We start from the raw sequence: 22,194 nt of genomic DNA, 5'->3' as shown, positions 1-22,194 counted from the left end.
CCTTGTCCCCGAACACGTCCGGCCCCACCGCGTTACCCCGGCCCGACCGGCCGTCCGTCGACCACCTGTCCGCCCTGATGTCCGCCGCCTTCCACGACGACGCGCTGACCCGCTGGATGATCCCCGACGAGCGGCTGCGAGCCGAGCTGCTCCCCGGGTTCTTCCGGGTCTTCGTCGAACTCTCCGCCGCCCACGACGCGATCCTCACCACCCCCGACGGCGAAGCGGTGCTGTTGTTCCTGCCGCCCGGCGCCGAACCGGACGAGGAAGCGCTGGACGCCGCCTTCGCCCACGCCCTGGGCGAGCACACCGACGCCCTGCGCACCATCGCCCGCCTCCAGGCCGAGCGCCACCCGCACACCCCGCACTACTACGCCTCCTTCGGCGCGGTGCGACCCGGCCACCAAAAGAGCGGCCTGATGTCCGACCTCCTCGCCGAGATCGCCGCCCGCGCCGACGCCGACGGCGTCGGCGCCTACACGGAGGCCAGCTCACCGGGCGGCGAAGCCGTCACCCGCCGCGCCGGCTTCGACCGCCTGGGCGCCGACATCACCCTGCCCGACGGCGGCCCCGTACTGCGACCGATGTGGAGGAACCCCCGATGAGGGGAGACGACCTGATCCAGTCGTGGACCAGCAGCCAGGTCGCCCGCGGCGAGGCACCGCCCGAAGCCATCGGCCCGCTGCTGCAAGTCCTCATGTGGAGCCGGGACTTCCTCGTCTCCAGCCACCCCGAACTGGGCCGCACCGGACCCGTGTGCCCCTACACCCAGCCCTCGCTGCGCAAGGACCTCTTCCACCTGGCCCTGCCCTCCGCCGGATGCGAGGACCTGGCCATGGCCGTCGACTCGCTGCGCACCCGCCACGCGGTCCTCTCCCAGCCGCTCTCGCCCGAGGACCGCGAACTCCTCACCATCCTGCTGGTCCTGCCCGGCTTCGACCCCACGGACTCCGTGGAGCTGGACGAACTCCAGCGCAAGGCGAAGGACGAGTTCGTCGCCGAGGGCCTGATGATCGGCCAGTTCCACCCGGTCTGCGAGGAACCGGGCCTGTACAACGAGTCCTTCCGCCCGCTGCGCGCCCCGCTGCCGCTGCTGGCGGTCCGCAAGCTGCTGGTCTTCGACCTCCCCTTCCTGGTGGGCGACGACTCCCACATGGACCACTACCTCCAGCGGTTCGCGCCGGCGCTCCCGGCCCGGATCCGCGACCAGTTGGTGCGCCGGGTGGTGGCCGCCTGAGTGCCCCGCCGCCCCGGTGAACGCCGATCGGCCGCGCCCCCGTGTGGGGGGCGCGGCCGATCGGCGTTGCGGGGGCCTGCGCCGGGGCGGCCGGCTAGAGGCGCAGGCAGTCCTCCAGGAAGGCCAGGACGCGCAGGTGGTAGGCGGTGGCCGCATGGCCGAGGCTGATGTTGTGGCCCGCCGCGGGGAGGTGTTCCACGCTGACGTGGGGGGCCGCGGTCAGCAGGGCCGCCATCGACGCCGGCGCCGGGTCGTCCAGCTGCCACCACGCCTCGTGCTCGGCGAAGGTCAGACGCACGGGGACGCGAACGCGGGGGGCCAGGTCCTCGTACTGGCCCGGCCACCGGACGGTTTCCGCGGACTCGCGCGGCGGGGTCGGTGCCAGCAGCGCGCGGCTGGCCTGGAAGGTGCCGCGCGGATAAAGGTTCAGGGGGCCCCAGTTGAGTTTGGAGGCACCGCCGCCCAGGGTGGAGGGGAAGTGCAGGGCCTCGGGATTGTAGTGGTGGCCGACGCCCGAGGCGTCCAGGCCCAGCAGGGGCACGGCGCCGTCGGTGGCCGCCGTGTGCAGGGCCACCTTGCCGCCGTCGGAGTGGCCCAGGAGGAACACGCCCGCGCCGATGGCGTGCCCGGCCGCGTGCTCCTTGAGGGCCGCGTGGAGGGTTTCCGCCTGGCCGGCCAGGCTCTGCCCCTCGGGCAGCAGCTCCGCCGAGTCGCCGTAGCCCGGCCGGTCCAGCGCCAGGACCGCGTGGCCCAGAGCGGTGGCGAGCGGGACGAGGGCACTCCAGTACGCGGCCCGCATGCCGCGGCCGTGGACGGCCAGGATCGTGGAGCGGACCTCCCGGCCCTCGGGCAGGGCCAGGAAACCCGACAGGGGGATGCCCGCGGCGTTCAGGGTGTGGGGGCGTGCGCCGCCCGTCAGGGAGCTCATCGCAGGGCCAGCCCCCTCCGTGCGCCCGCCATCGCGTCCACCCACTCGACGGGGGAGCCGGTGCGCAGCAGCGAGGTGCCCACCAGCAGCCCGCCGAACCCGGCGTCCAGGAGCTGGGCGGCGGTCGCCGGGCCGTCGATGCCGCTCGCGCTCACCGGGCAGGCGGCGCCGGCCGTACGGACCGCCGGGAGCAGGTCGAGGGAGCGGCCCAGGTCGCCGGCGCCCCGCTCGCGGGTCCTGATGTCCTTGTTGTTGACGGCGATCACACACTCCTCGGGGTGGTGGACCGCCTCGAGTTCGGCCTCCGTCGTGATCTCGACGAACGGTGTGAGCCCGGCCAGCAGGCACTCCGTGACCAGGGTCCGCATGCTCGACGCCGGCAGCAGCGCCGCCGTCAGCAGCACCGCCGAGGCGCCGAGCTCCCTGGCCGTGCGGATCTGGTCCTTCCTGGTGATGAAGTCCTTCTGCAGGAGCGGAAGACCGCTCAGCGCGGCCACGTCCCGCAACAGTGCGGGCGAGCCGCCGAACCAGCGGCCCGTCACCACCGAGATGCACGGGGCGCCCGCCGTCTCGTACGCCTCCACGATCGCGGCCGGGGTGCGGCCGCCGAGCATGTCGTAGCCGTGGGCGTCGCGCCGTTTCACCTCCATCACCACGGGGGTCGGCGAGGCCAGGAGGGCCTCGAGAAAAGGGAAGCCGTTCCGGTTCTGCTTCGTCATCGCGAAAGCTCCAGCTGGGGAGAGTGGGGGACAGGGGTGCCCGTGCGCCAGGCACGGGCCAGGGCGGCGATCTCCGGGACGCCGAAGCGGCCACTGCCCTGGTCGCGCGCCGCCGTGTCCACGTCGATGCCGCGGAAACCGTGGTGGCGTACGACGTCCTCGTAGGCGGGGCGGTTGGCCGCGGTCAGACCGCCGGCCAGGAGGAAGGGCCGGGTGAGCCGGGGCAGCAGGGACGTGAGACGGGACGGGTCGAGCGGGGTGCCGGTACTGCCGATCCGGCCGTCCCCGGTGGCGGCGTCGAGGAGGAAGAGGTCGGTGCCGGCCCGTTCGTACGCACCGATCAGCGGGCGTTCCACACAGCCGCCCGCCTCGTCGACGTGGAGCACCTTGACCAGGCCCACCTCCGCGGGCAGGGCCTCGCGCAGCGCCCGTACGAGGGCCGGCGGCTGGTAGGCGTGGAGCTGGACCCAGGCGACGCCGGTGCGCCGCACGATCCGGGCCAGTTCGCGCGGGTCGGCCAGGAACGTCACCAGGACCGGCAGGAGCCCGGCCGGACGGGCCGCCGCCACAAGGGCGGCGAGCCCGTCCGGGTCGAGTTCCGACGGGCCGCCGGGTACGCCGTGCCAGAGGCCGACGCAGTCCGCCCCGGCGGCCGCCGCCGCCTCGATGTCCGAGGGGCCGGTGGCCCCGCAGACCTTCAGCAGCGTCCGGGACAGCGGGCGGGTGGTGCTCACTTGCCCAGTCCCAGCATCGAGGCGATGCGGTTGTACTGGATCTCGTTCGTCCCCGAGTAGATCGTGCCGCCCAACGCGTTGCGCACGTCCTGCTCGAGGCCGAACTCCGACATGTAGCCGTGGCCGCCGAAGATCTGCACGGCGGTGATGCTGGTGGCCAGGTTGCTCTCGCTCGTGACGAGCTTGGCGATGGCCAGGTCCACGGTGACGTTCTCGCCCGCCTGGAGTTTCTCCCCGGTGTCGTAGAGCCACTTGCGGGCGGTCTCCAGCTGGATCTTCGTGTCGACGATCTTGTTGGCGATCGTCTGGTACGAACCGATCGCCTTCCCGAAGGACTTGCGCGTCTTCGCGTAGTCGACACACCGCTGCAGCCGGTGCTGCATCTCGCCCACGTTGACGATGAAGGAGAAGAGGATCTCCCGTTTCATCACGTGGTCCAGGACGAGGAACCCGCCTCCGACCCGGCCCAGCACCGCGCTCCTGGGCACCCGTACGTCGTCGAAGAACAGTTCGCTCAGCGGAGAGGTCCGCAACCCCATCTTCTTGATGGGCTTGCCGGCGCTCACCCCGGGGGTGTCGCGGTCCACCAGGAACGCGGTGGTGCCCAGCGGGCCGCCGTCCGGATGGGTCCGGGCGTAGACCACGATCACGTCCGCGATCGGCCCGTTGCTGACGAAGACCTTGCTGCCGTTGATGACGAAGTCGTCCCCGTCACGCACGGCCCTGGTGGCCATCGCCATGGCGTCCGAACCACCCTCGGCCTCGGTGATGGCGTGGGCGCCGATCGTCTCGCCCGAGCAGATCCCGGGCAGGTAGCGCTCCTTCTGGTCCACGGTGCCGAACTGCTGGATCGGGATCCCGGTGGAGCAGATGGACGTGGTGACCGAGAAGCTCAGGCCCGAGTCCCGGTTGTACTCGCCGAGGCCTTCCAGCACGTACATGGTGGTCAGGAGGGACTGTCCGAGGCCTCCGTGGTCCTCGTCGAAGGGCAGTCCCAGGATCCCGGTCTTCTGCACGAGCTTCCACTTGTCCTGCGAGAAGGCGGACTGCTCGTCGAGTTCGATGTGGTCTGCGCTGAGTGCGTCTCCCCACCGCTCCAGGCCTTCGCGCAGATCTGCCTGGTCGGCGTTCCAACGGATCACGATGGACCCCTTTGATTCGGCTGACGGTTCGGACGGGCGGGGGCGCGCCGGGCGCGCCTCAGTAGGCGGAGGAGCTGTGGGCGTCGAGGCTGTGGACCTCGTCGCCGCGCAGGGCCGGCGAGAACACGCAGACCAGGCGCAGGTCCTCGTGCGGGCTGGCGACGAGGAAGTGGGCGTCGTGCTGGTCGAGGGCGTACATCCGGCCCGGGACGATCTCGTGCGAGGTGCCGTCGAGCTCGATGACCTCGCCGGAGCCCTCGATGCAGTAGCAGGCCTCCAGGTGGTTGACGTACTCCAGACGCGACTTGGTGCCGGCGAGCACCGTGGTGTCGGTGAGCGAGTAGCCCAGGCCGTCCTCGGCGAGGAGGAAGCGGCGGCTGAGGCCGTTGCCCCACTCGACGGTCTTCACGGACTCGATGTCGCGAACGATCATGGCAATCTCCCGGTGTGAGGTGGTGCACGGATGGTGCTGATGAGGGGTGGAGCTCGCTTCCGCTGGCAGGGGAAGGTCAGTGCGGCACTTCGGGCAGGACCGAGCGGACGAACGTGCGGAAGGCGGCGGTGACATCGAGGCCGCTGTCCTGCGCCCGCTCCACGGCGGCCACCGCGGCGGAGCCGATGATCGCGGCGTCGGCGCCGGATGCGCCGACGGCTTGAACGTCCTGCCGTGTGCTGACCCCGAAGCCGACGGCTATCGGGGACGTCGTGTGCGCCCGCAGTTCCGTCACTGTCTGCGCCAGCGCGGCATGGCCGGCGGCCGGTGCGGTCCCGCTGCGTCCGTAGTGGGCGACGAGATAGAGGTAGGCGCCCGCCTGTGCGGCGGCCTGGGCCCGGACCTCCGCCGGGCTGCTGGCGTAGCAGGTGGTGACCACCGGCAGCCCGGCCGCCCGGGCCGATTCCAGGTGCGCCTCGCGCAGGCGCGGGGGCAGCGCGTGCAGGAGGAGTCCGTCCGCGCCCGCCGCGGCGATCTCGCGGGTGGTGGCCGCGAGGTCGCGGTGCTTGAGGGAGTGGCTCCAGTCGGCGAGGAGGGCGATCCGCAGGTGCGCCAGGTGCGGCCGTACGTCGGCGATGAAGGCGAGTACGTCGTCCAGGTCGGCGCCGCCACGCTCCAGGGCCCGGCGGGCGGAGCGCCGCACGACGGGGCCGTCGGTGACCGAGTCGGGGAACGGGACGGCCAACTCCAGGCAGTCCACACCCTCCTGATCGAGCATCAGGACCAGGTCCCGCAGGACCGGCAGCGGCGGGTCGCCCGCGTTGAGGAACAGGGCCAGGCCGGGGGTAGCGCCGGGCCGCCGGGTCGGAAAGAAGGGTGCGGGTGCGGGTTCGGCTGCCGGGGTCGGGGCCGTGTCGGTCCCCGCCCGCTGTGCGGCCGGCGCCGCCGGCGACGGGTTCTTGGCCAGGGCCGGGGTGGGGCGGGTCGGCGCCGTAGGCCTAGGCACGGGCCACCGCCGGTGTGCGGGCCGGTGCCGCCGCCAGGCGCCGGGCGAGGTCGTGGGCCTCGCCGGAGCGGACCGCGCCCTCGGCGAGGGCGAGGGCGGAGGGCCAGTCCCGGCGGACGCCGGAGGCCACCACCAGGGCGGCCGCGCCCAGGCAGACCGTGTGGGTGGCCACCCGGCCCGCCGTGCCGGCCAGCACGGCCAGGAAGTGGTCGACGGCCGCGGCGGGCTCGGCGGCCGGCCGCAGGTCCCCGAAGGAGCCGTCGCCGGGGGTGAGTTCGCCCGGCCGGATGATCCGGGTCGAACAGTGTTGGCCGTGGACGGTGTTGGTGGCGAAGGGCAGCAGCTCGTCCGCGCCGGTGTCGTTCGACGTCAGCCAGATCCGGCGGGTCGTCGTGGTCGCGGCGAGCCGGCGCAGGGTGTCCAGGGGGGCGGCCGCCGACACCCCGGTGACCTGGGCGGTCACCGGCAGGTCGGCGAGGAAGGGCCCGAGGGCGTTCAGGAAGCGGCCGAAGGGCTTCATGGAGTACGGGGCCACCGTCCGCGCCAGCCGGGTCAGCTGCGCCGGGTAGACGAAGGGCCCGGCGAAGGCGATCCCGTGGGCGGCGAGGGTGTCCTCGGTCTGGGCGTAGGAGGAGGTGAGACGGACACCGAGCCGTTCCAGCAGGTCGACGGAGCCCAGCGAGCTGGTGTAGGCCCGCGACCCGGTCTTGACGACCTTGACCCCCGCGGCCGCGGCGACGAACGCCGAAGCGGTGGAGATGTTGAAGGTCTTGGGCCCGCCGCCGGTGCCGACGACGTTCACGGTGCCCTCCCAGGAGGTGGTCACCGTCGCCGCCGGCCGGCGCTCGGCGAGCGAGTCCAGCAGGTGGCGCAGGGTCTGGTGGTCCGGGAGCCGGCTGGTCAGGGAGGCCAGCAGGGCGAGGACCTCGCTCTTGTCGAGCTGGCCGTCGCCGAGCTGGTCCCACCAGGACCGCCAGGTCTCCCGGCCGACCGGGGCCCGCTGCTCCAGCAGGCCGGTGAGTGCGTCGTGCACGGTCGGTCTCCGTCTCGTCCGGGTCGGGTGGTGGTGGGTGGTTCTAGGCGGCCGCCGTGCGGCGGGCCTCCGCGATGAAGGTGTCGATCGCCTCGACGCTGCGGAAGTTGTTGGGGTCCAGGTCGGCGTCGCCGACGGCGAGCTCGAAGCGGTCCTCGACCCAGGCGATCAGCTTGAGGACGCCCAGGCTGTCGATGACCCCGTCGTTGAGCAGGTCGTGGTCGACCGCGAGTTCGGAGGCCGGGGTGCCCGGGAGGAACTCGGTGATGACGAAGTTCTTGATGGTGTCGATGTTGCTCATGACGGGATTCCTTCGGCGAGAGGTGTGGCGACGGATGTCGTGGCGGGCGTGGCTGTGGGGGAGTCGAGCTGGTCGAGCGCCTTGCGGTCGACCTTTCCGGTGGCGGTCTTCGGCAGCGGGGTGTCGCTCAGCGTGAGCTGGTGGGGGACCGCTGCCCTGGGCAGGTGCCGGGCGCAGTGCGTGCGCAGTTGCAGGCCGGTCAGGGGGGAGCCGGGGGCGCGCTGGACGGCGGCGATGAGCCTCTTGCCGGCGATCGGGTCGGGCAGGGCCGCGACGCCCGCCTCCAGCACGTCGGGGTGTTCCTGCAGGACCCGTTCGATCTCGGCCGTGTTGACGGCGACCCCGCGGACCTTGACCTGGAAGTCGGTGCGTCCGCTCAGGTGCAGGGTGCCGGCCGCGTCGCGCCGCACGAGGTCGCCGGTGCGGAACCAGCGCCGCTCGTCCAGGCCCAGCGGGTGGGCGGTGAACTTGTCGGCGTGCCGGGTGCGGTCGAGGTAGCCGCGGGTCTGGAAGGGCGTGGAGACGTACAGCTCTCCGCTGCCGGGCCCCTCCACGAGCGCCCCGGTGTCGGGGTCCAGGATCAGGGCCCCCACGCCCGGGAGCGGGCGGCCGATCGGGACGGGCGGGAGCGGGCCGGCGCAGGCGTCCGCGGTCTCGACCTCGTGGACGAAGCTGTCGTTCGTCTCGGTGCAGCCGTAGACGTTGTGGATGCGGGCCTTGGGGAAGAGGGTGGGCAGCGCGCCGAGGGTGCGGTCGGCGATGGCGTCGCCGGTGAACATGACGTGCTCGACGCCGGGGAAGGTGTCGCCGGTCTTGTCGGCGGCGTCCTGGAGCAGTCCGAAGGCCATCGGGACGGCCTGCACGATGTGGACGTCGTGGCGCAGGACCAGGTCGCGCAGGTGGCGTCCGTGGGCGGCCAGCGCCGGGTCGACGAGGACGACGCGCCCGCCGCGGGCCAGGGTGGTCCACACGTCCAGGAGACAGAGGTCGAAGTTGAGGGGGGCGTAGTTCAAGACGGTGCGGTCGGGGCCGATCCCGAACGCGTTCGAGGCCCAGCGGGTGAAGCGGTCCACGGCGTCCAGGCTCAGCGGGACGATCTTGGGCAGGCTGGTGGAGCCGGAGGTGGTGAGCATGAAGGCCACGTCCGCGGCCTCCTCGGCCGGCAGCGGCTGGGCCGGGACGGCCGGGTTGGGCGTGACCCTGGCCGGCCGGCCGCCGGGCGCCAGCACCCGGGCGCAGCCGGCCTGGGCGAAGAGATCGGCGAGCAGCGTGTCGGCGAGGGCCGGCGACGGCAGCAGCAGCGGCCGGCGGGCCAGCAGGCAGCCCAGTACGAGGGCCACGGCGGCGGGGGACTTGTCGGCGAGGACACCGACCGGCACCGCCGGGGCGAGCTCCAGGCGCGCGAGGCGGTCGCGTTCGCGGCCGGCGAGCTCGTACAGCTCGCGGTAGCTGGTCTCCTCCCCGTTGAAGAGGAGCGCGGTGGCGTGGGGGCGGTCGCGGACCTGGGTCAGGAACCCTCCCAGGAGACCGAGTTCGACGGCCGGGACGGCCGGGACGCTCGTCGTCATGGCTGTTCTTCTCCTTCCTGCGGCGCCGGCTGTGCGAGCTCGATCCAGCCCGACTTCACGGCCGCGCCCTTCGGCGTCTTGCAGGTGAAGCGCACCACGCGGGCCTCGGCGTCGGGCTGCAGGAGGATCTCCAGCGGGATACCGGGCGGCACCGGCGCCGAGAAGCGGCAGCCCAGGCCCCGCACCCGGGCGGAGTCGCCGGCCGCGAAGCGGTCCACGGCCTCCTCCACGGCGAGGGCGACCACGCTCATGCCGTGCGCGATGACGGTGTCGAAACCGGCCCCGCGGGCCGCGTCCGCGTCGAGGTGGATGGGGTTGAGGTCACCGGAGGCGTGGGCGTAGGCGGTGATCCAGTCGGTGGTCAGCGCGTGCACCGCGCTCTGCGGTGTGCCCGCGCCGGCCGGGGCGGGGGCGGCGGGGCCGACGCCGATGTCACCGAAGGGCTCCAGCAGCGTCGCACCGACCAGCAGGGCGGAGATGGTCAGTTCCGCGAACGGCTCGGGGCCGTCCTCGCCGACGAGGTGGACCCGCAGTGCGATACGGGCGCCGCGCGGCTCCTTGCGGATGCCGGCCACCTCCAGGGCCACGCTCACCTGCTCGCCCGGCCGGACCGGCCGCACCGTGCGGATGTCCTGGCCGAGGTGGACCACCGAGACCGGGCCGGGCTCGGCGGCGGTCAGCGCGGCGACGGTCTGCTCGGCCACCGTGTGGGCGAGGACGAAGGTGTGGACGGGGGAGGCCTGACCGGGCCGGGCGGTGGGCAGCCCCCGCCGGGCCGCGCCGCGGTAGTCGGTGATCTCGGGTTCGGTGACGGTCAGCGTACGCAGGGGGGAGGGCAGGGACAGCAGCGTCATACCGGCGTCACCACCACGGAGGAGTTGTGGCCGCCGAACCCGAAGGAGTTCGTGATCGCGGGTCCCGGGCGCACGGCGCGGGGCGCGCCGTGGACGACGTCGATGTCCATTCCTGGCTCCAGCTGTTCGTGGTTGGCGGTGGGCGGTACCTCGCAGTGCCGCATGGCCTGCACGGTGGCGATGAGTTCCACGGCTCCGGCGGCGCCGATCAGGTGGCCGATGACCGACTTGGGTGCGGTCACGGGCGGCTGGGCGCTGCCGAACACCTTGGTGAGGGCGGCGGCCTCGGAGCGGTCGTTGTGCGGGGTCGAGGTGCCGTGGGCGTTGACGTGGACGATGTCGTGCGGGTCGAGCCCGGCGTCGGCGATGGCCGCGGCCATCGCGGCCGCCGCTCCCGCCCCGTCGGGCAGCGGCATCGCGAGGTGGTGGGCGTCGGCGGTGGCGGCGTACCCGGCGACCAGGCCGTACGTCCGGGCCCCGCGCGCCCGCGCGTCCTCCAGCCGTTCCATGACGACGAATCCCGCGCCCTCGCCCATCACGAACCCGTCGCGGTCCTTGTCGAAGGGGCGCGAGGCGTGCTCCGGGTCGTCGTTGCGCAAGGAGACCGCGTTGAGGTTGCCGAAGCCGGCCAGGGTGACCGGGGTGAGGGTGTGCTCCGCGCCGCCGGCGATGACGAGATCGGCGCGGCCGGTCTGGAGCAGCATCAGGGCGTGCCCGATCGCGTCCGCGCCGCTGGCGCAGGTGTTGGCGACGGTCAGCGCGGGACCGGTCCAGCCGAGGCGGATGGCGATGTGCGCGGCGGCCGCGTTGGGCATGGTCATCAGCGGCATCAAAGGGTTGACCCGGGCCGGGCCGCCCTCGGTGTAGTGGGCGGACTCCAGGTCGCTGGTGGCCCGGCCGCCCACCGCGTTGCCCACGACGATGGCGGTGCGCCCGGCTTCGACGGTGGGGGATCCCGCGTCGCGGTGCGCGGCGAGCGCGGCGGCCGTGCCGTAGTGGGCGAAGGGGTCCATCCGGCGGGCCTCCTTGGCCGGGACGAGCCCGGCGAGGCCCTCGAGGCCGCGGACCCGGCAGCCGATCCGCACCCGGTGGCGGCCGAGGTCGAAGTGGGTGAGCTCGGCGGCGGTGGACCGGCCGGCCCGCAGCGTGTCCCACAGCTCGTCCGGGGTGCACCCGCCGGGGGTGACCACGCCCATGCCGGTGATGGCGACGGGCACAAGCGCCGAACTGCCCCTGGACGGTCCAGGCATGTCTGCTCCCTAAGGCGTGAGGGCGGTCGTCGTGAGGGGGGTCAGATGATGCGGCACTCGCGCGCCGACTTGATGAAGGCCTCGGCCGCGAAGTCGAGGTCGGCCTTGGTGTGCGCCGCGGTGATCGCGATCCGCAGCCGGGCCAGGTCGTTGGGGACGGCCGGGGTGACCACCGGGAGCCCGATGACACCGTTCTTGCGGCACACGGTGGCGTAGTCGTAGGCGGCGGTGTCGGAACCGGCGATGACCGGGACGACGGCGGTCTCGCTGTCGACGGTGCTGATGCCGGCCTCGTGCAAGGTGGTGCGGAACCGCTCGGACTCGCGCTGGATGAACTCCACGCGCTCCGGCTCGCGCTGCAGGATCCGCAGGGACTCCAGCGCCGCGGCGCTCTGCGCCGGGCCGAGCGCGGCGGAGAACAGGAACGGGCGGGCCGCGTACTTGAGGTGGTGGATCAGCTCGGCGGAGCCGGCGACCCAACCGCCCATGGACGGAATGGCCTTGGAGAGGGTGCCGAGCTTGACGTCGACCTTCACCTCGTAGTCGAAGTGCTCCTCGATGCCCTTGCCGGTGGCACCGATGACACCGAGCGCGTGGGCCTCGTCGACCATCAAAAGCGCGTTGTGGGCGTCGCACACCTTGCGCAGCTCGACGAGGGGGGCGATGTCACCGTCCATCGAGTAGACGCTGTCGACGATGACCAGACGGACACCGGTGTCGGGGGCGGCCGCCAGCCGCCGCTCCAGGTGGGCGACGTCGTTGTGACGGAAACGGGTGACGGTCGCGCCGGAGAGCTTGCAGCCGTCGACGATGCTCGCGTGGTCGTACTTGTCGATGAAGACCGTGTCGCCGGGACCGACGATCGCCCCGACGGTGCCCACGTTCGCCGCATAACCCGAACCGAACACCAGCGCCTGCTCACGGCCCGCGAACTTGGCGACCTCCGCCTCCAGTTCCTCGTGCAGCGGCGTGGAACCCGCCAGGGCCCGCACCCCGTGGTTGCCCGTGCCGTAGCGGTCGACGGCGGCCTTCGCGGCCGACACCACCCGCTCGTCACCGGCCAGACCCAGGTAGCTGTACCCGGACATCATCAGCAGGCGCCGGCCGTCCTGGTCCGCGTACGCCGAATCCCGCTCGACGGTGTAGGCGACGAAGCTGTTCTTGCGGTTGGGCTCGTACTCCAGCGACCGGACACGGTCGCGGAAGTAGGCCAGCTTCGGCTCGAGTCGGCTCCAGGCGGCGGATGCGTTCACGTGCTTCTCCTCGTCGCGATCGTCCGGCGGACCCGGAACTCCATCGGTGCTCCGCCGTTGTTCCGGCGGGGCTCTAGTGGAATTCCATTAAGACTCGGGGGGCGCAATAGCGGCGCAAGAGGAAGGCCATAGCCGTACTCGAAAAGCGAAGGACAATCCCCGGACCTCGGCTTTCATTCGCGAAGGAATGTTTTGCCGGTCGCTGTTGACATGCCGAGACGGCCCGCCGGTATCCTCTGAATCGCACGAGCTAGGGGGGACACGGCCGGAAGCCGACCGTTTCGGAGAGTGCATAGTGCTGATCAGACTCATAGGTCTTGTCACGATCGAGCCGGACGGAGCAGCGCCGCAACACCTGTCGAGCGCCCAGGCGCAAGTGGCCTTCGCCCGCCTGATCCTGGAGCGGACCGGCGGCACGGACCGTGACCAACTGGCCGAGACCATATGGCCCGAAGGCCTGCCGGACACCTGGGCCTCCGCGCTGCGCAGCCTCGTGAGCCGCGTCCGCACCTTCGTCACCACACCGCAGGACCAGCCGGGAGTCACCCCGCTGGTCGCCCAGGGCGGCCGCTACCTCCTGCGGATACCGCAGGACGCGGCCGTCGACGTGGAATGCGCGGAGACCGCGGTCACCGAGGCCGCGGAGGCGTACGCGGAGGGCGCCTACGCCGTCGCACAACAGCTCGCCGCCGGCGCCGTGTCGAACCTGCGCGGCTCGTTCCTGCCCTCCCACGAGGGCGAATGGGTCAACGCCATGCGCGAGCAGCTCGAAGAGGTCCGCCTGAAGGCACTGGAGACCGCGAGCCTGTCCTCCTCCGCCCTCGGCGACGAACACCACGCCCTGCGCTACGCGGAGGAGGCCGTGCGCCGCGCCCCCTTCCGGGAAAGCGCCTACCGCTGCCGGATGGCCGCCCACACCCGGGCCGGCAACCGGGCCGAGGCACTACGCAGCTACCAGCAGCTGCGCGAGGTACTGGCCGAGGAGCTCGGGATCGACCCGGCGCCCGAGACGGAGGCGGCCTACCTGGAACTGCTGCGCACCCCCGAACCCCGCCCGTTCGCCCCGCGCTCCGCCGCCGGCCTGGACCCGGTGCTCATGGGGGTCTTCGAGATGGACCACCGCGCGTCGGCCCCCCGCCCCTGCTCCCTGGCCGACCACGGCTGCGTCACCCACCCCGTCACCCATCCCGCCACCTCGTTCCCCGCGGCCTGACCGCTCGCACGCCGAAGGCCGCCGCGGACTCCGCGGCGGCCTTCGCCATGCCCCCGTACCCGTACCCGTACCTGTACTCGTACCGGCCCTACCGCCCGTGCCCCCGCGGGGGCACGGGGGCACGGGGAGCGGCCCCGGCCTCCCCTGGGGGTGGGAGGCCGGGGCCGGGGGAGGGGAGGCGTGGGGGTCAGGTGATGGACACACCACTGTCGATGCTGATGACCTGGCCCGTCATGCAGTCCTGCTCCAGGAAGAGCCGGGCGCTGCGGGCCACCTCCTCGACCGTGACGAAGCGGGGGATGGGGGCCTTGCCCTCCATGCCCTCGATGACCCGGTCCGGGAGGGTGTTCGTCATACCCGTGATCATGAACCCGGGGGACAGCGCGTTCACCGTCACCCCGCGCCGGCCGCACTCCGCCGCGAGGGTACGGGTGAAGCCGATCAGCCCCGCCTTGGACGCCGAGTACGCCGTCTGCCCGGCCGTCGCGATGATGCCCGACGGGGACACGATGTTGATCACCCGGCCCCACCGCTGCCGCAGCATGTGCGGCACCGAGACCCGGGCGGTGTGGAACGACCCGATCAGGTTGGTCTGGATGACCTGCGCCCAGTCCTGCGGGTTCTGCATCGCCATCAGGCTGTCCTTGCGGATCGCCCCGTTGTTGACGAGGACGTCCACCGGGCCGAGCTCGGCGGAAATCCGCTCGTGCAGGGCCTGGGTGGCCTCCCACGAACCGACGTCCCCGGTGACCAGCACCGACGGGTTCACCAGCTTCTCCCGCACGGCCTCGGCGGCCTCACGGGCACTGTTGTAGTGGACCGCGACCCGGCAGCCCAGCGCGTCGAGTTCGAGCGCCAGGGCCTGGCCGAGGCCGCCCGAGGCACCGGTCACGAGCGCGACCGGCGACTCGGGCCGCTGTCCCGCACTGTTCTTGCTCATGCCGCGACACCGCCCCATTCCATCAGGATCGAACCCCAGGTCATGCCCGCTCCGAAGCCGGCCAGCAGGACCTTGTCACCGGCCTTGATACGGCCCTCCTCCAAAGCCTCGGTCAGCGCGATCGGGATCGACGCCGAAGCCGTGTTGCCGTACTTCTGGAGGTTGGTGATCAGCGCCTCCTGGCGCAGACCGGTGTGCGACAGGATCGAGTTGATGATCCGGATGTTGGCCTGGTGCGGAACGACGTGGTCCACGTCGGCCGCCTCCACCTTGGCGTTCTCCAGCGTCTCGCGCACCGTACGGACGGTGTAGCGGACGGCGTTGAGGTAGATCTCGTTGCCGTTGATCTGCGCGTAGTGCAGGCCCGCGTCCAGCGTCTCCTGGGTGGTCGGCATCCGGCTGCCGCCGGCCAGGACCTTCAGCGAGCCGGTGCAGGCGCCGTCGGCGCCCAGGTTCCACGCCTTGACCCGGTTCTCCGCGCCCGGCTGCAGGACGATGGCGCCCGCCCCGTCACCGACGAGGATCGACAGGTCACGGTCGGCCGGGTTGGCCGTCAGCGTGTGGGTGTCGGACCCGATCAGCAGGATCGGGCGGGGGTCGATGGCGATCAACGCCATCGCGGACACCAGCCCGTAGACGAAGCCCGCGCACTCGGAGTTGACGTCGTGCGCGCTCCCCGAGACGCCCAGTTCGTGATGGACGAACGCGGACGTCGCCGGGGAGGGCTGCTCGGGCGTGGCGGTCGCGACGATGAGGTGGGCGATGTCGGCGCCGGTCAGCCCCGCCTTCTCCAGCGCACGCCGGCCGGCCTCGACGGCCAGGGAGGCGGTGGTCTGCCCCGGGTTGACCGCCCGCCGCTCGCGGATGCCGCAGCGGCTGACGACCCAGTGCTCGTCCACGCCGAACCGTTCGGCGAGCTCCGCACTGGTGACGATGCGTTCGGGTACGGACATGCCCCACCCGGTGATGTCGAAGCCGGTCACGTCACCCCTCGCTACGCCTGAGCCGGGACGAGGTCGACGATCTTCGCGTAGACGTCACGCAGCGTGGTCGTGTCGTCGAGGTCCGCGAAGAGGGACTCGTCGGCCGGGATGTGCGGGTACTGGTTCTGGAATCCGTACAGCCACTCCATCAGGTCCAGCGAGTCGACGTCCGCGATGTGCTGGAGCGGGGCGTCGGGGCTGACCTCCGCGGCACCCGAGACGGCCTCGAGCTGGCTCGCCAGTTCTTCGATGGTGGGCAGCGACATGGGGTCGGTCCTCTCTCGGCAATGCAACTCGGCAGTGCGTGTCTTGTTTTCGAGAGCGATAAAAGCTCCGCCCCCGCAAGGAACGCGCAACACCACACCGGATCCCGAATCCGGGCCCTCTTGCGCACGCCTTGCGGGGCATCGGGTTTTCTCGGTCGCGAATTCGGAAAACAAGGCCCGCCGGACACGCAGGAAAGAGGATCAGGATGACAACGGTCGCCCCCAAGTCGGTGGACCCCGAGGTCGATGCGATCAGGCACCACTACGAGGTCAGCAACGATTTCTACCGACTCCTGCTGGGCCCCACGATGATGTACTCCGGCGGCTACTGGGAGGACGGCGAGGACCTGGTCGCCACCCTGGACGAGGCGCAGGAGCGCAAGCTCGACAAGTTCGCCGAACTCGCGAACGTCAGCGCCGGCACCACCAAGCGCGTCCTGGACATCGGCTGCGGCTGGGGCACCATGCTCAACCGCCTCACCACCGTGCACGGCGCGGAGCGGGCCGTCGGCCTGACCCTCTCCCGCACCCAGGAAGCCTTCATCGACGGCCTCGGCAACCCGCGGATCACCACGCTGGTCCAGAGCTGGGCCGACTACAAGGTCGCCGACGACAGCGAGAAGTACGACGCCGCGTTCTGCATCAACGCCCTGGAGCACTTCGTCTCCTCCAACCTGCCGCCGAAGGAGCGCACCAAGCGCTACCGGTACTTCTTCCAGCAGGTCGCGAACGCCCTCAACCCGGGCGCCAAGTTCGTACTGCACACCATGACCGCCGAGGCGCTGCCGATGAACCGCGCGCTCCTCGACGACCTGAAGTTCCTCCAGCGCTCCGAGTTCGAGGGCTGCCACATCCCCCACCTGAGCGAGCTGTCCGCCGCCGCCGAGGGCCTCTTCGAGATCGACGAGATCGTCAACGAGCGCGAGTCCTTCGCGATGGCCTGCCGCGCCTGGCTGGTCCTGCTGGCCGAACGCCGCGACGAGGCCGTGGCCCTGGAGGGCGAAGAGGTCGTCTCCCGCTTCGAGCGCTACCTCGACATCTTCGCCTACACGCTCGAGGACAAGTTCTTCAACAACTTCCGCGTCACCATCACGCGCCGCTGAGGAGGTCGACGTGACGAGCATTCTTGAGCCGGCCAAGGACGGCGGAGCACGCACGGGCACCGAGACGGCCCCCGGCGGCCGCGGACCCACCCGGCACCTGCGGGTCGCGGTCATCGGCACCGGCTTCTCGGGCCTGGGCACCGCCATCCGACTGCTGCAGTCGGGCATCGACGACTTCCTGGTGTTCGAGCGGGCCGACGAGGTCGGCGGCACCTGGCGCGACAACAGCTATCCGGGTTGTGCGTGCGACGTCATGTCCCACCTCTACTCGTTCTCCTTCGCCCGCAACCCGAACTGGAAGTCGACGTTCGCCTCCCGCGACGAGCTGTACGCCTACCTGCGCGACACGGCCGACCGCTTCGGCGTACGCCCGCACATCCGGTTCGGGCACGAACTGGAGGCCGCCCGCTGGGACGAGGGCGAGCGGCACTGGAAGATCGAGACCTCGCAGGGCCAGTACACCGCCCAGTTCCTGGTCACCGGCACCGGCTACCTCAGCGAGGCCGCCGTCCCCGACATCAAGGGACTGCCGGACTTCGAGGGCAAGATCTTCCACTCCTCGAACTGGGACCACGACCACGACCTGGCCGGCCGCCGCGTCGCCGTCATCGGCACCGGCGCCTCCGCCATCCAGTTCGTACCCAAGATCCAGCCCGAGGTCGGACAGCTGGACCTCTACCAGCGCACACCCCCCTGGATCGGCCCCAAGCCCGACAAGGCCAACAGCGAGCTCCACACCAAGCTGCTCCGCTCGCTCCCCGGATACCAGCAGTTCCGGCGCGGCTTCAACATGTGGGGCCGGGAGATCCTGGCCTTCTTCTGGAAGCGCCCCAAGCTCGCCGAAAAGGTCCAGAAGATGGCCAGCGACCACCTGAAGAAGTCGGTGGTGGACGAGGCGCTGCGCGCCAAACTCACCCCCGACTACCTGGTGGCGTGCAAGCGCCTGCTGTTCTCCAACACCTGGTACCCGGCGATCCAGCAGCCCAACGTCGAGATCGTCACCGACGGGATCACCGAGGTCCGCCCCAAGTCGATCGTCACCGCCGACGGTGTGGAGCGCGAGGTCGACACCATCATCCTGGGCACCGGCTTCCAGGCCACCGACCGCCCGGTCGCCCGCCGGATCTGGGGCAAGGGCGGCGTCCAGCTGCGCGAGGCCTGGAAGGACGGCATGGCCGCCCACCGGGGCACCACCATCGCCGGCTTCCCCAACCTCTTCATGCTCCTGGGCCCGAACACCGCCCTGGGCCACTCCTCGCAGACCGTGATGATCGAGGCGCAGGTCCAGTACGTCGTCGACTCCCTGAAGCAGGCCGACAAGCGCGGCCTGGCCAGCATCGAGGTCCGCCAGGAGGCGCAGGACGCCTACAACCGCACACTCGACCAGCACCTCGAGGGCACCGTCTGGATGTCGGGCGGCTGCAAGAGCTGGTACCTCGACGCGAACGGCCGCAACACGACCGTCTTCCCCACCTACACCTGGCGCTTCCGTCGCGGGACCAAGCGCCTCGACCTGAGCGAGTACCAGCTCGCTTCCCGGGTGCGCAGCACCAAGCCGGTACCTCACCAGTAGGAGACGCACGAGATGAGCAGCACCCACAGAACTGCCGCGGGCACCCCGGCCGAGCCGTCCCGCCGCCGGGTCCTGGGCGGGATCGCGACCACCGCCGTCGCGGTCGTCGGCTGGAACACCGTGTCCCAGACCTGGGCGACGGCCGCCGAGGCCGCCGGCAACTCCGACGTCGTCCCCGTCCCGGGACTGGTCGGCACCCTGGAGACGACCCCCGGCGTGGTCGACGCCTTCGCCAACGACTTCGGGCACCTCTTCGACGGCGCCGCGAGCAAGCCGTGGGCGGTGCTGCGCCCCGGCGGCACCAACGACATCGTCAAGATCGTCGAATACGCCCGCACCAACAACATCAAGGTCGCCGTCAACGGCCAGGGCGGCACCGGCAACGACATCGAGTCCCACTCGGTCTACGGCCAGGCACGCGTCCCCGGCGGCATCTCCATCGACGCCAAGGGCATGTCGAAGATCATCTCGATCGGCAACGACACCGCGGTCGTCGAGGCCGGAGTGACCTGGGGCCAGCTCACCGACGCCACCCTCAAGGTGGGCAAGACTCCGCCGGCGCTCCCCGACTACCTCTACATCTCCGTCGGCGGCACCATCAGCATCGGCGGCATCGGCGGCACCGTCCAGAAGTACGGCCTGCTCTGCGACACCGTGCAGTCGATCGACATCGTCACCGGCGACGGCAAGCTCGTCACCGCCAGCGCCACCCAGCGCACGGAACTGTTCAACGCGGCACTGTCGGGCGGCGGCCAGGTCGGCATCATCGTCCGCGCCACCGTCAAGCTGATCCCGGCCCCCAAGCGGGCCGTCATCTTCAGCCTGTTCTACAGCACCGTCGAGCAGTACCTCGCCGACTCGGAGAAGGTCCTGGCCGACGGCCGCTTCCAGGTCCACGCCGGCGAGATGCTCCGCACCCCGGACAACTCCGGCTGGCGGTACAAGCTGGAGGTCGGCGCCACCTACAACACGACGCCGCCCAACCGCACCAAGCTCCTGTGCGACCTGAAGGACGTCCGCGCCGACGCCGTCATCGAGGACGTCTCCTTCCGGGACTACATGTTCCGCCTCGACGCCTACGAGGCGTACCTCAAGGAGGGCGGCCACTGGTACACGCCCAAGCCGTGGCTGAGCATGTTCCTGCCCGCCTCGAAGACCAAGGCGTTCATGAAGCGCGTCGAGCAGGAGCTGGACGACACCTCCCTCGGCGGCGGGTTCCTGCTCTTCTACCCGTTCTACACGTCGAAGATCAAGCGGCCGCTGGCGATGATGCCCAACGAGTCCGTGGTCTACCTCTTCGACCTGCTGCGCTTCCCCAACCCGGGTGAGCCCAACATCCAGGGCATGATCGACCAGAACCGCCGCCTGTACGACATCGCGGTCGCCAGCGGCGCCAAGCGCTACCTGGTGGGCTCCATCCCGATGACGGGCGCCGACTGGCAGAAGCACTTCGGCAACCGCTGGAGCGGCTTCGTCAACGCCAAGCGAAAGTTCGACCCCAACAACATCTTCACGCCCGGCCAGGGCTTCTTCGCCTGACGGCCGGCCGGCCGGCCGTGGAGACCCGGCGGTGGGGGCAGGGGAGAGGGACCCCGCCCCCACCGCCTTTCCCATATCGAGTGGAGGCTGCGAGATGACGACGTACGACCTGATCGACGAAGCGGTGATCGAGGCCCCGGCGGATGCCGTCTGGGACGCCCTCGTCGCCGAATTCCGCGGCGCCAAGAAGTGGTGGGTCCCGCACAACACGTTCACCGCCGTCTCCGGCGCCCCCGACGAGGTCGGCGGCACGGTGGGCGTGGTCGTGCACACCAAAGGCGTCGACAAGGGCGGGCTGAAGCTGCGCTTCACCTCCCGCACCGTGGCCGTGGAACCCGGCCGCCGACTCGACATCGAGTACGTGGACGGCGTCTTCCGCGGCCCGAGCACCTTCCTGCTCGAACCGCTCCCGGACGGCCGCACCCGCGTCTCGATGCACTTCACCGGCAGCCCGCACGGCTGGCTCAAGGCCCTGGCCAAGGTCGCCGACCTGGGCGCCGAACACTCCAAGGCCACACTCGCCGCCTTCGAGTCACTGGACCGCCAGCTGTCGGCGGCCCCCCGGTGACCGCCGCCCCCGAGGCCACCAGCGAACTGACGGTCCGCACCGACGACGGCGCGGAACTGGCCGTGACCGTACTCGCCCCCCTGAACGCAGCACCCCGCGGCGCCGACGTGGTCCTGCTGCACGGCTGGGCCCACACCCGCCGCGCCTGGGGCACCGTCACCGACCGCCTGATCCGCGCCGGACACCGCGTCGTGCTCTACGACCAGCGCGGCCACGGCGCGTCCACCCTGGGCCGCACACCCGTCTCCGTGGAGCGCCTCAGCGCGGACCTGGCAGCCGTCCTGGGCGAGACCGACGCCCGCGAGGCGGTCCTCGTCGGCCACTCGGGCGGCGGCTTCACCGCCCTGACCTACGCCGCCACCTCGCCCTCGGCGGGCCGGCTGCGCGGCCTGGTCCTCCTGGGCACCGCGGCACACGGCCAGGACACCCCCGACAGCGAGGTGAAGATGATGGGCAGCGCGCTGTTCTCCCGGGCCCTGCGCCGGCCCTGGCTGGGAGGCAAACTGCTCGGCTCCACCATGGGCAAGGACGTGGACCCCGTCGTGCGCGACGTCAACCGGCAGATGTTCGCCGCCACCACGCCCCGCGTCCGGGCGGACTTCTTCCGCTGCACCCGCGGCTGGGACGTCCGCGAGGCCCTGAAATCGGTCACCACCCCCGCCGTCGTCCTGCACGGCGACGGCGACAAGGTGATCGACATCGCGCTCGCCGAAACCCTCGCCGAGGTCCTGCCCGGCGCCCGCTTCGAACCGGTACCCGGCGCGGGCCACATGCTCGCACTGGAACGCCCGCTCCTCGCGGTCGCGGCCGTCACCGAGCTCGCCGCCCGATGATCGAGGAACTCCTTCCCCCGGGCGTCACGTCATCGGAAGCCTTCGACGACGCGGCGCCCGCCCCTCTCTTCCCGGCCGAGGCGGCCCTCATGGAGGGCCGCCGCGCCCACCGGCGCACCCAGTTCGCCACCGCCCGGGCCTGCGCCCGCCGCTGCCTGACCGACCTCGGCCGCCCCACAGCCGCCCTCCTCCCGGGACCGGGCGGCGCCCCCCAGTGGCCGTCCGGGGTGGTCGGCAGCATCACCCACTGCGAGGGCTACCGCGCGGCCGTGGCCGCCCACGCCTCGGTGACGGCCGCCGTCGGCATCGACGCCGAGCCGGCCGGCCCGCTGCCCCGGGGCGTCCTCGCCCTGATCGCCTCCGAGGAGGAACGCGCCCACCTGGCCGCCCTCGCCTCGGCCGACCCCACCGTCCCGTGGGACCGCGTCTTCTTCTCCGCCAAGGAGGCCGCCTACAAGGCCTGGTACCCGGCCACCGGCATCTGGCTCGGCTTCCGCGACGCCACCCTCACCCTTTCCCCCGACGGCGCCTTCACGGCGACCATGCACCCCTCCCCGCCCCCGCCCGTGGACCCGCACTACCGGGGCCGCTGGCTGGCCGGCCCGGACCTGGTCCTGACCGCCGTGACACGCGAAGGCCCCCGCCGGCCGACCGAGAAGGCCGCCGCGCCCCTGCTGACCTCCTCGGCGGCCCCCACGTAGGACACGGACACCGGCCC

General features: G+C 71.7%; 24 protein-coding genes. 9 read left to right on the top strand and 15 right to left on the bottom strand.

Going from position 1 to position 22,194, the window contains the following annotated elements:
* The first annotated feature begins 2 nt into the window (after nucleotides 1–2).
* Together AB0D29_RS28640 and AB0D29_RS28635 are read left to right on the top strand one after the other, a co-directional pair.
* Nucleotides 3–605, top strand: coding sequence for a hypothetical protein (locus AB0D29_RS28640; RefSeq protein WP_362858171.1), 603 nt, complete (start codon nucleotides 3–5; stop codon nucleotides 603–605).
* Nucleotides 602–1,237, top strand: a complete 636-nt coding sequence (locus tag AB0D29_RS28635; protein WP_362858170.1) for a DUF6875 domain-containing protein — start codon at nucleotides 602–604, stop codon at nucleotides 1,235–1,237. The genes AB0D29_RS28640 and AB0D29_RS28635 overlap by 4 nt, the downstream gene beginning before the upstream one ends.
* A gap of 94 nt (nucleotides 1,238–1,331) precedes the next feature.
* On the opposite strand, the gene AB0D29_RS28630 is transcribed toward AB0D29_RS28635, so the two are convergent.
* The 12 genes from AB0D29_RS28630 to AB0D29_RS28575 all read right to left on the bottom strand — a co-directional run bounded on the left by AB0D29_RS28630 (nucleotide 1,332) and on the right by AB0D29_RS28575 (nucleotide 12,458).
* Nucleotides 1,332–2,165 carry an alpha/beta hydrolase gene (locus AB0D29_RS28630; protein ID WP_362858169.1) on the bottom strand — a complete coding sequence of 278 codons (834 nt, stop codon included), beginning with the start codon at nucleotides 2,163–2,165 and terminating at the stop codon, nucleotides 1,332–1,334.
* Nucleotides 2,162–2,884, bottom strand: a complete 723-nt coding sequence (locus tag AB0D29_RS28625) for an indole-3-glycerol-phosphate synthase (protein WP_362858168.1) — start codon at nucleotides 2,882–2,884, stop codon at nucleotides 2,162–2,164. The genes AB0D29_RS28630 and AB0D29_RS28625 overlap by 4 nt, the downstream gene beginning before the upstream one ends.
* Entirely contained in the window at nucleotides 2,881–3,618 is a 738-nt protein-coding gene (locus tag AB0D29_RS28620) for an N-(5'-phosphoribosyl)anthranilate isomerase (protein WP_362858166.1), read from the bottom strand. Before AB0D29_RS28620 ends, AB0D29_RS28625 begins: the two co-directional genes overlap by 4 nt.
* Nucleotides 3,615–4,760 carry an acyl-CoA dehydrogenase family protein gene (locus tag AB0D29_RS28615; protein WP_362858165.1) on the bottom strand — a complete coding sequence of 382 codons (1,146 nt, stop codon included), beginning with the start codon at nucleotides 4,758–4,760 and terminating at the stop codon, nucleotides 3,615–3,617. The genes AB0D29_RS28620 and AB0D29_RS28615 overlap by 4 nt, the downstream gene beginning before the upstream one ends.
* Before the next feature lie 58 nt (nucleotides 4,761–4,818).
* A complete protein-coding gene (locus AB0D29_RS28610) occupies nucleotides 4,819–5,193 on the bottom strand; it encodes an ectoine synthase (protein ID WP_030721055.1) in 375 nt (124 codons plus the stop codon).
* Between the two features lie 76 nt (nucleotides 5,194–5,269).
* Nucleotides 5,270–6,199, bottom strand: coding sequence for a tryptophan synthase subunit alpha (gene trpA, locus AB0D29_RS28605; RefSeq protein WP_362858163.1), 930 nt, complete (start codon nucleotides 6,197–6,199; stop codon nucleotides 5,270–5,272).
* Nucleotides 6,192–7,232 carry a hypothetical protein gene (locus AB0D29_RS28600; RefSeq protein ID WP_362858161.1) on the bottom strand — a complete coding sequence of 347 codons (1,041 nt, stop codon included), beginning with the start codon at nucleotides 7,230–7,232 and terminating at the stop codon, nucleotides 6,192–6,194. Before AB0D29_RS28600 ends, trpA begins: the two co-directional genes overlap by 8 nt.
* A 43-nt stretch (nucleotides 7,233–7,275) precedes the next feature.
* Nucleotides 7,276–7,533, bottom strand: coding sequence for a phosphopantetheine-binding protein (locus tag AB0D29_RS28595; RefSeq protein ID WP_362858160.1), 258 nt, complete (start codon nucleotides 7,531–7,533; stop codon nucleotides 7,276–7,278).
* A complete protein-coding gene (locus AB0D29_RS28590) occupies nucleotides 7,530–9,101 on the bottom strand; it encodes an AMP-binding protein (RefSeq protein ID WP_362858158.1) in 1,572 nt (523 codons plus the stop codon). Before AB0D29_RS28590 ends, AB0D29_RS28595 begins: the two co-directional genes overlap by 4 nt.
* A complete protein-coding gene (locus AB0D29_RS28585; RefSeq protein ID WP_362858157.1) occupies nucleotides 9,098–9,955 on the bottom strand; it encodes a MaoC/PaaZ C-terminal domain-containing protein in 858 nt (285 codons plus the stop codon). Before AB0D29_RS28585 ends, AB0D29_RS28590 begins: the two co-directional genes overlap by 4 nt.
* Entirely contained in the window at nucleotides 9,952–11,205 is a 1,254-nt protein-coding gene (locus tag AB0D29_RS28580; protein ID WP_362858156.1) for a beta-ketoacyl-[acyl-carrier-protein] synthase family protein, read from the bottom strand. Before AB0D29_RS28580 ends, AB0D29_RS28585 begins: the two co-directional genes overlap by 4 nt.
* A gap of 41 nt (nucleotides 11,206–11,246) precedes the next feature.
* The gene (locus tag AB0D29_RS28575) at nucleotides 11,247–12,458 is read right to left on the bottom strand and encodes an aminotransferase class I/II-fold pyridoxal phosphate-dependent enzyme (protein WP_351301108.1); all 1,212 of its coding nucleotides are present in this window, start codon (nucleotides 12,456–12,458) and stop codon (nucleotides 11,247–11,249) included.
* Between the two features lie 295 nt (nucleotides 12,459–12,753).
* Between AB0D29_RS28575 and AB0D29_RS28570 the strand changes: the two genes are divergently transcribed.
* Nucleotides 12,754–13,671, top strand: coding sequence for a bacterial transcriptional activator domain-containing protein (locus tag AB0D29_RS28570; RefSeq protein WP_362858154.1), 918 nt, complete (start codon nucleotides 12,754–12,756; stop codon nucleotides 13,669–13,671).
* A gap of 187 nt (nucleotides 13,672–13,858) precedes the next feature.
* Here AB0D29_RS28570 and AB0D29_RS28565 read toward each other — a convergent pair whose 3' ends face one another.
* Genes AB0D29_RS28565 through AB0D29_RS28555 form a run of 3 tightly spaced genes read right to left on the bottom strand, consistent with a single transcriptional unit; the run spans nucleotide 13,859 to nucleotide 15,860 of the window.
* Nucleotides 13,859–14,611 (bottom strand): SDR family NAD(P)-dependent oxidoreductase, encoded by a 753-nt coding sequence (locus AB0D29_RS28565; RefSeq protein ID WP_362858152.1) that lies wholly within the window; start codon nucleotides 14,609–14,611, stop codon nucleotides 13,859–13,861.
* Nucleotides 14,608–15,594, bottom strand: coding sequence for a ketoacyl-ACP synthase III (locus tag AB0D29_RS28560; protein ID WP_351288468.1), 987 nt, complete (start codon nucleotides 15,592–15,594; stop codon nucleotides 14,608–14,610). Before AB0D29_RS28560 ends, AB0D29_RS28565 begins: the two co-directional genes overlap by 4 nt.
* An 11-nt stretch (nucleotides 15,595–15,605) precedes the next feature.
* Entirely contained in the window at nucleotides 15,606–15,860 is a 255-nt protein-coding gene (locus AB0D29_RS28555; protein ID WP_030390264.1) for a hypothetical protein, read from the bottom strand.
* Between the two features lie 206 nt (nucleotides 15,861–16,066).
* Between AB0D29_RS28555 and AB0D29_RS28550 the strand changes: the two genes are divergently transcribed.
* The 6 genes from AB0D29_RS28550 to AB0D29_RS28525 all read left to right on the top strand — a co-directional run bounded on the left by AB0D29_RS28550 (nucleotide 16,067) and on the right by AB0D29_RS28525 (nucleotide 22,177).
* On the top strand, nucleotides 16,067–16,963 hold the full coding sequence (locus AB0D29_RS28550) for a class I SAM-dependent methyltransferase (RefSeq protein ID WP_362858151.1): 897 nt from the start codon (nucleotides 16,067–16,069) through the stop codon (nucleotides 16,961–16,963).
* 10 nt (nucleotides 16,964–16,973) lie between these two features.
* Nucleotides 16,974–18,536 (top strand): NAD(P)/FAD-dependent oxidoreductase, encoded by a 1,563-nt coding sequence (locus AB0D29_RS28545; protein ID WP_362858150.1) that lies wholly within the window; start codon nucleotides 16,974–16,976, stop codon nucleotides 18,534–18,536.
* 12 nt (nucleotides 18,537–18,548) lie between these two features.
* Entirely contained in the window at nucleotides 18,549–20,075 is a 1,527-nt protein-coding gene (locus AB0D29_RS28540; RefSeq protein ID WP_362858149.1) for an FAD-binding protein, read from the top strand.
* Nucleotides 20,076–20,169: 94 nt separating this feature from the next.
* Complete coding sequence (locus AB0D29_RS28535; protein ID WP_362858147.1) at nucleotides 20,170–20,643, top strand: SRPBCC family protein; 474 nt, start codon at nucleotides 20,170–20,172, stop codon at nucleotides 20,641–20,643.
* Nucleotides 20,640–21,476, top strand: a complete 837-nt coding sequence (locus AB0D29_RS28530) for an alpha/beta hydrolase (RefSeq protein ID WP_362858146.1) — start codon at nucleotides 20,640–20,642, stop codon at nucleotides 21,474–21,476. The genes AB0D29_RS28535 and AB0D29_RS28530 overlap by 4 nt, the downstream gene beginning before the upstream one ends.
* A complete protein-coding gene (locus AB0D29_RS28525) occupies nucleotides 21,473–22,177 on the top strand; it encodes a 4'-phosphopantetheinyl transferase superfamily protein (RefSeq protein ID WP_362858144.1) in 705 nt (234 codons plus the stop codon). Before AB0D29_RS28530 ends, AB0D29_RS28525 begins: the two co-directional genes overlap by 4 nt.
* Nucleotides 22,178–22,194: the final 17 nt, after the last annotated feature.

Source organism: Streptomyces sp. NPDC048424 (assembly GCF_040651555.1).
GTDB lineage: Bacteria > Actinomycetota > Actinomycetes > Streptomycetales > Streptomycetaceae > Streptomyces.
The sequence above is the reverse complement of the archived record's forward strand: the minus strand, read 5'-3'. Positions and strand labels throughout refer to the sequence as shown.

Coding starts and splice junctions, on each gene's coding strand:
- AB0D29_RS28635 (WP_362858170.1), top strand. CDS start 602: ATGAGGGGAGACGACCTGATCCAGTCGTGGACCAGCAGCCAGGTCGCC.
- AB0D29_RS28630 (WP_362858169.1), bottom strand. CDS start 2,165: ATGAGCTCCCTGACGGGCGGCGCACGCCCCCACACCCTGAACGCCGCG.
- AB0D29_RS28625 (WP_362858168.1), bottom strand. CDS start 2,884: ATGACGAAGCAGAACCGGAACGGCTTCCCTTTTCTCGAGGCCCTCCTG.
- AB0D29_RS28610 (WP_030721055.1), bottom strand. CDS start 5,193: ATGATCGTTCGCGACATCGAGTCCGTGAAGACCGTCGAGTGGGGCAAC.
- AB0D29_RS28595 (WP_362858160.1), bottom strand. CDS start 7,533: ATGAGCAACATCGACACCATCAAGAACTTCGTCATCACCGAGTTCCTC.
- AB0D29_RS28590 (WP_362858158.1), bottom strand. CDS start 9,101: ATGACGACGAGCGTCCCGGCCGTCCCGGCCGTCGAACTCGGTCTCCTG.
- AB0D29_RS28585 (WP_362858157.1), bottom strand. CDS start 9,955: ATGACGCTGCTGTCCCTGCCCTCCCCCCTGCGTACGCTGACCGTCACC.
- AB0D29_RS28580 (WP_362858156.1), bottom strand. CDS start 11,205: ATGCCTGGACCGTCCAGGGGCAGTTCGGCGCTTGTGCCCGTCGCCATC.
- AB0D29_RS28565 (WP_362858152.1), bottom strand. CDS start 14,611: ATGAGCAAGAACAGTGCGGGACAGCGGCCCGAGTCGCCGGTCGCGCTC.
- AB0D29_RS28555 (WP_030390264.1), bottom strand. CDS start 15,860: ATGTCGCTGCCCACCATCGAAGAACTGGCGAGCCAGCTCGAGGCCGTC.
- AB0D29_RS28550 (WP_362858151.1), top strand. CDS start 16,067: ATGACAACGGTCGCCCCCAAGTCGGTGGACCCCGAGGTCGATGCGATC.
- AB0D29_RS28540 (WP_362858149.1), top strand. CDS start 18,549: ATGAGCAGCACCCACAGAACTGCCGCGGGCACCCCGGCCGAGCCGTCC.
- AB0D29_RS28535 (WP_362858147.1), top strand. CDS start 20,170: ATGACGACGTACGACCTGATCGACGAAGCGGTGATCGAGGCCCCGGCG.
- AB0D29_RS28525 (WP_362858144.1), top strand. CDS start 21,473: ATGATCGAGGAACTCCTTCCCCCGGGCGTCACGTCATCGGAAGCCTTC.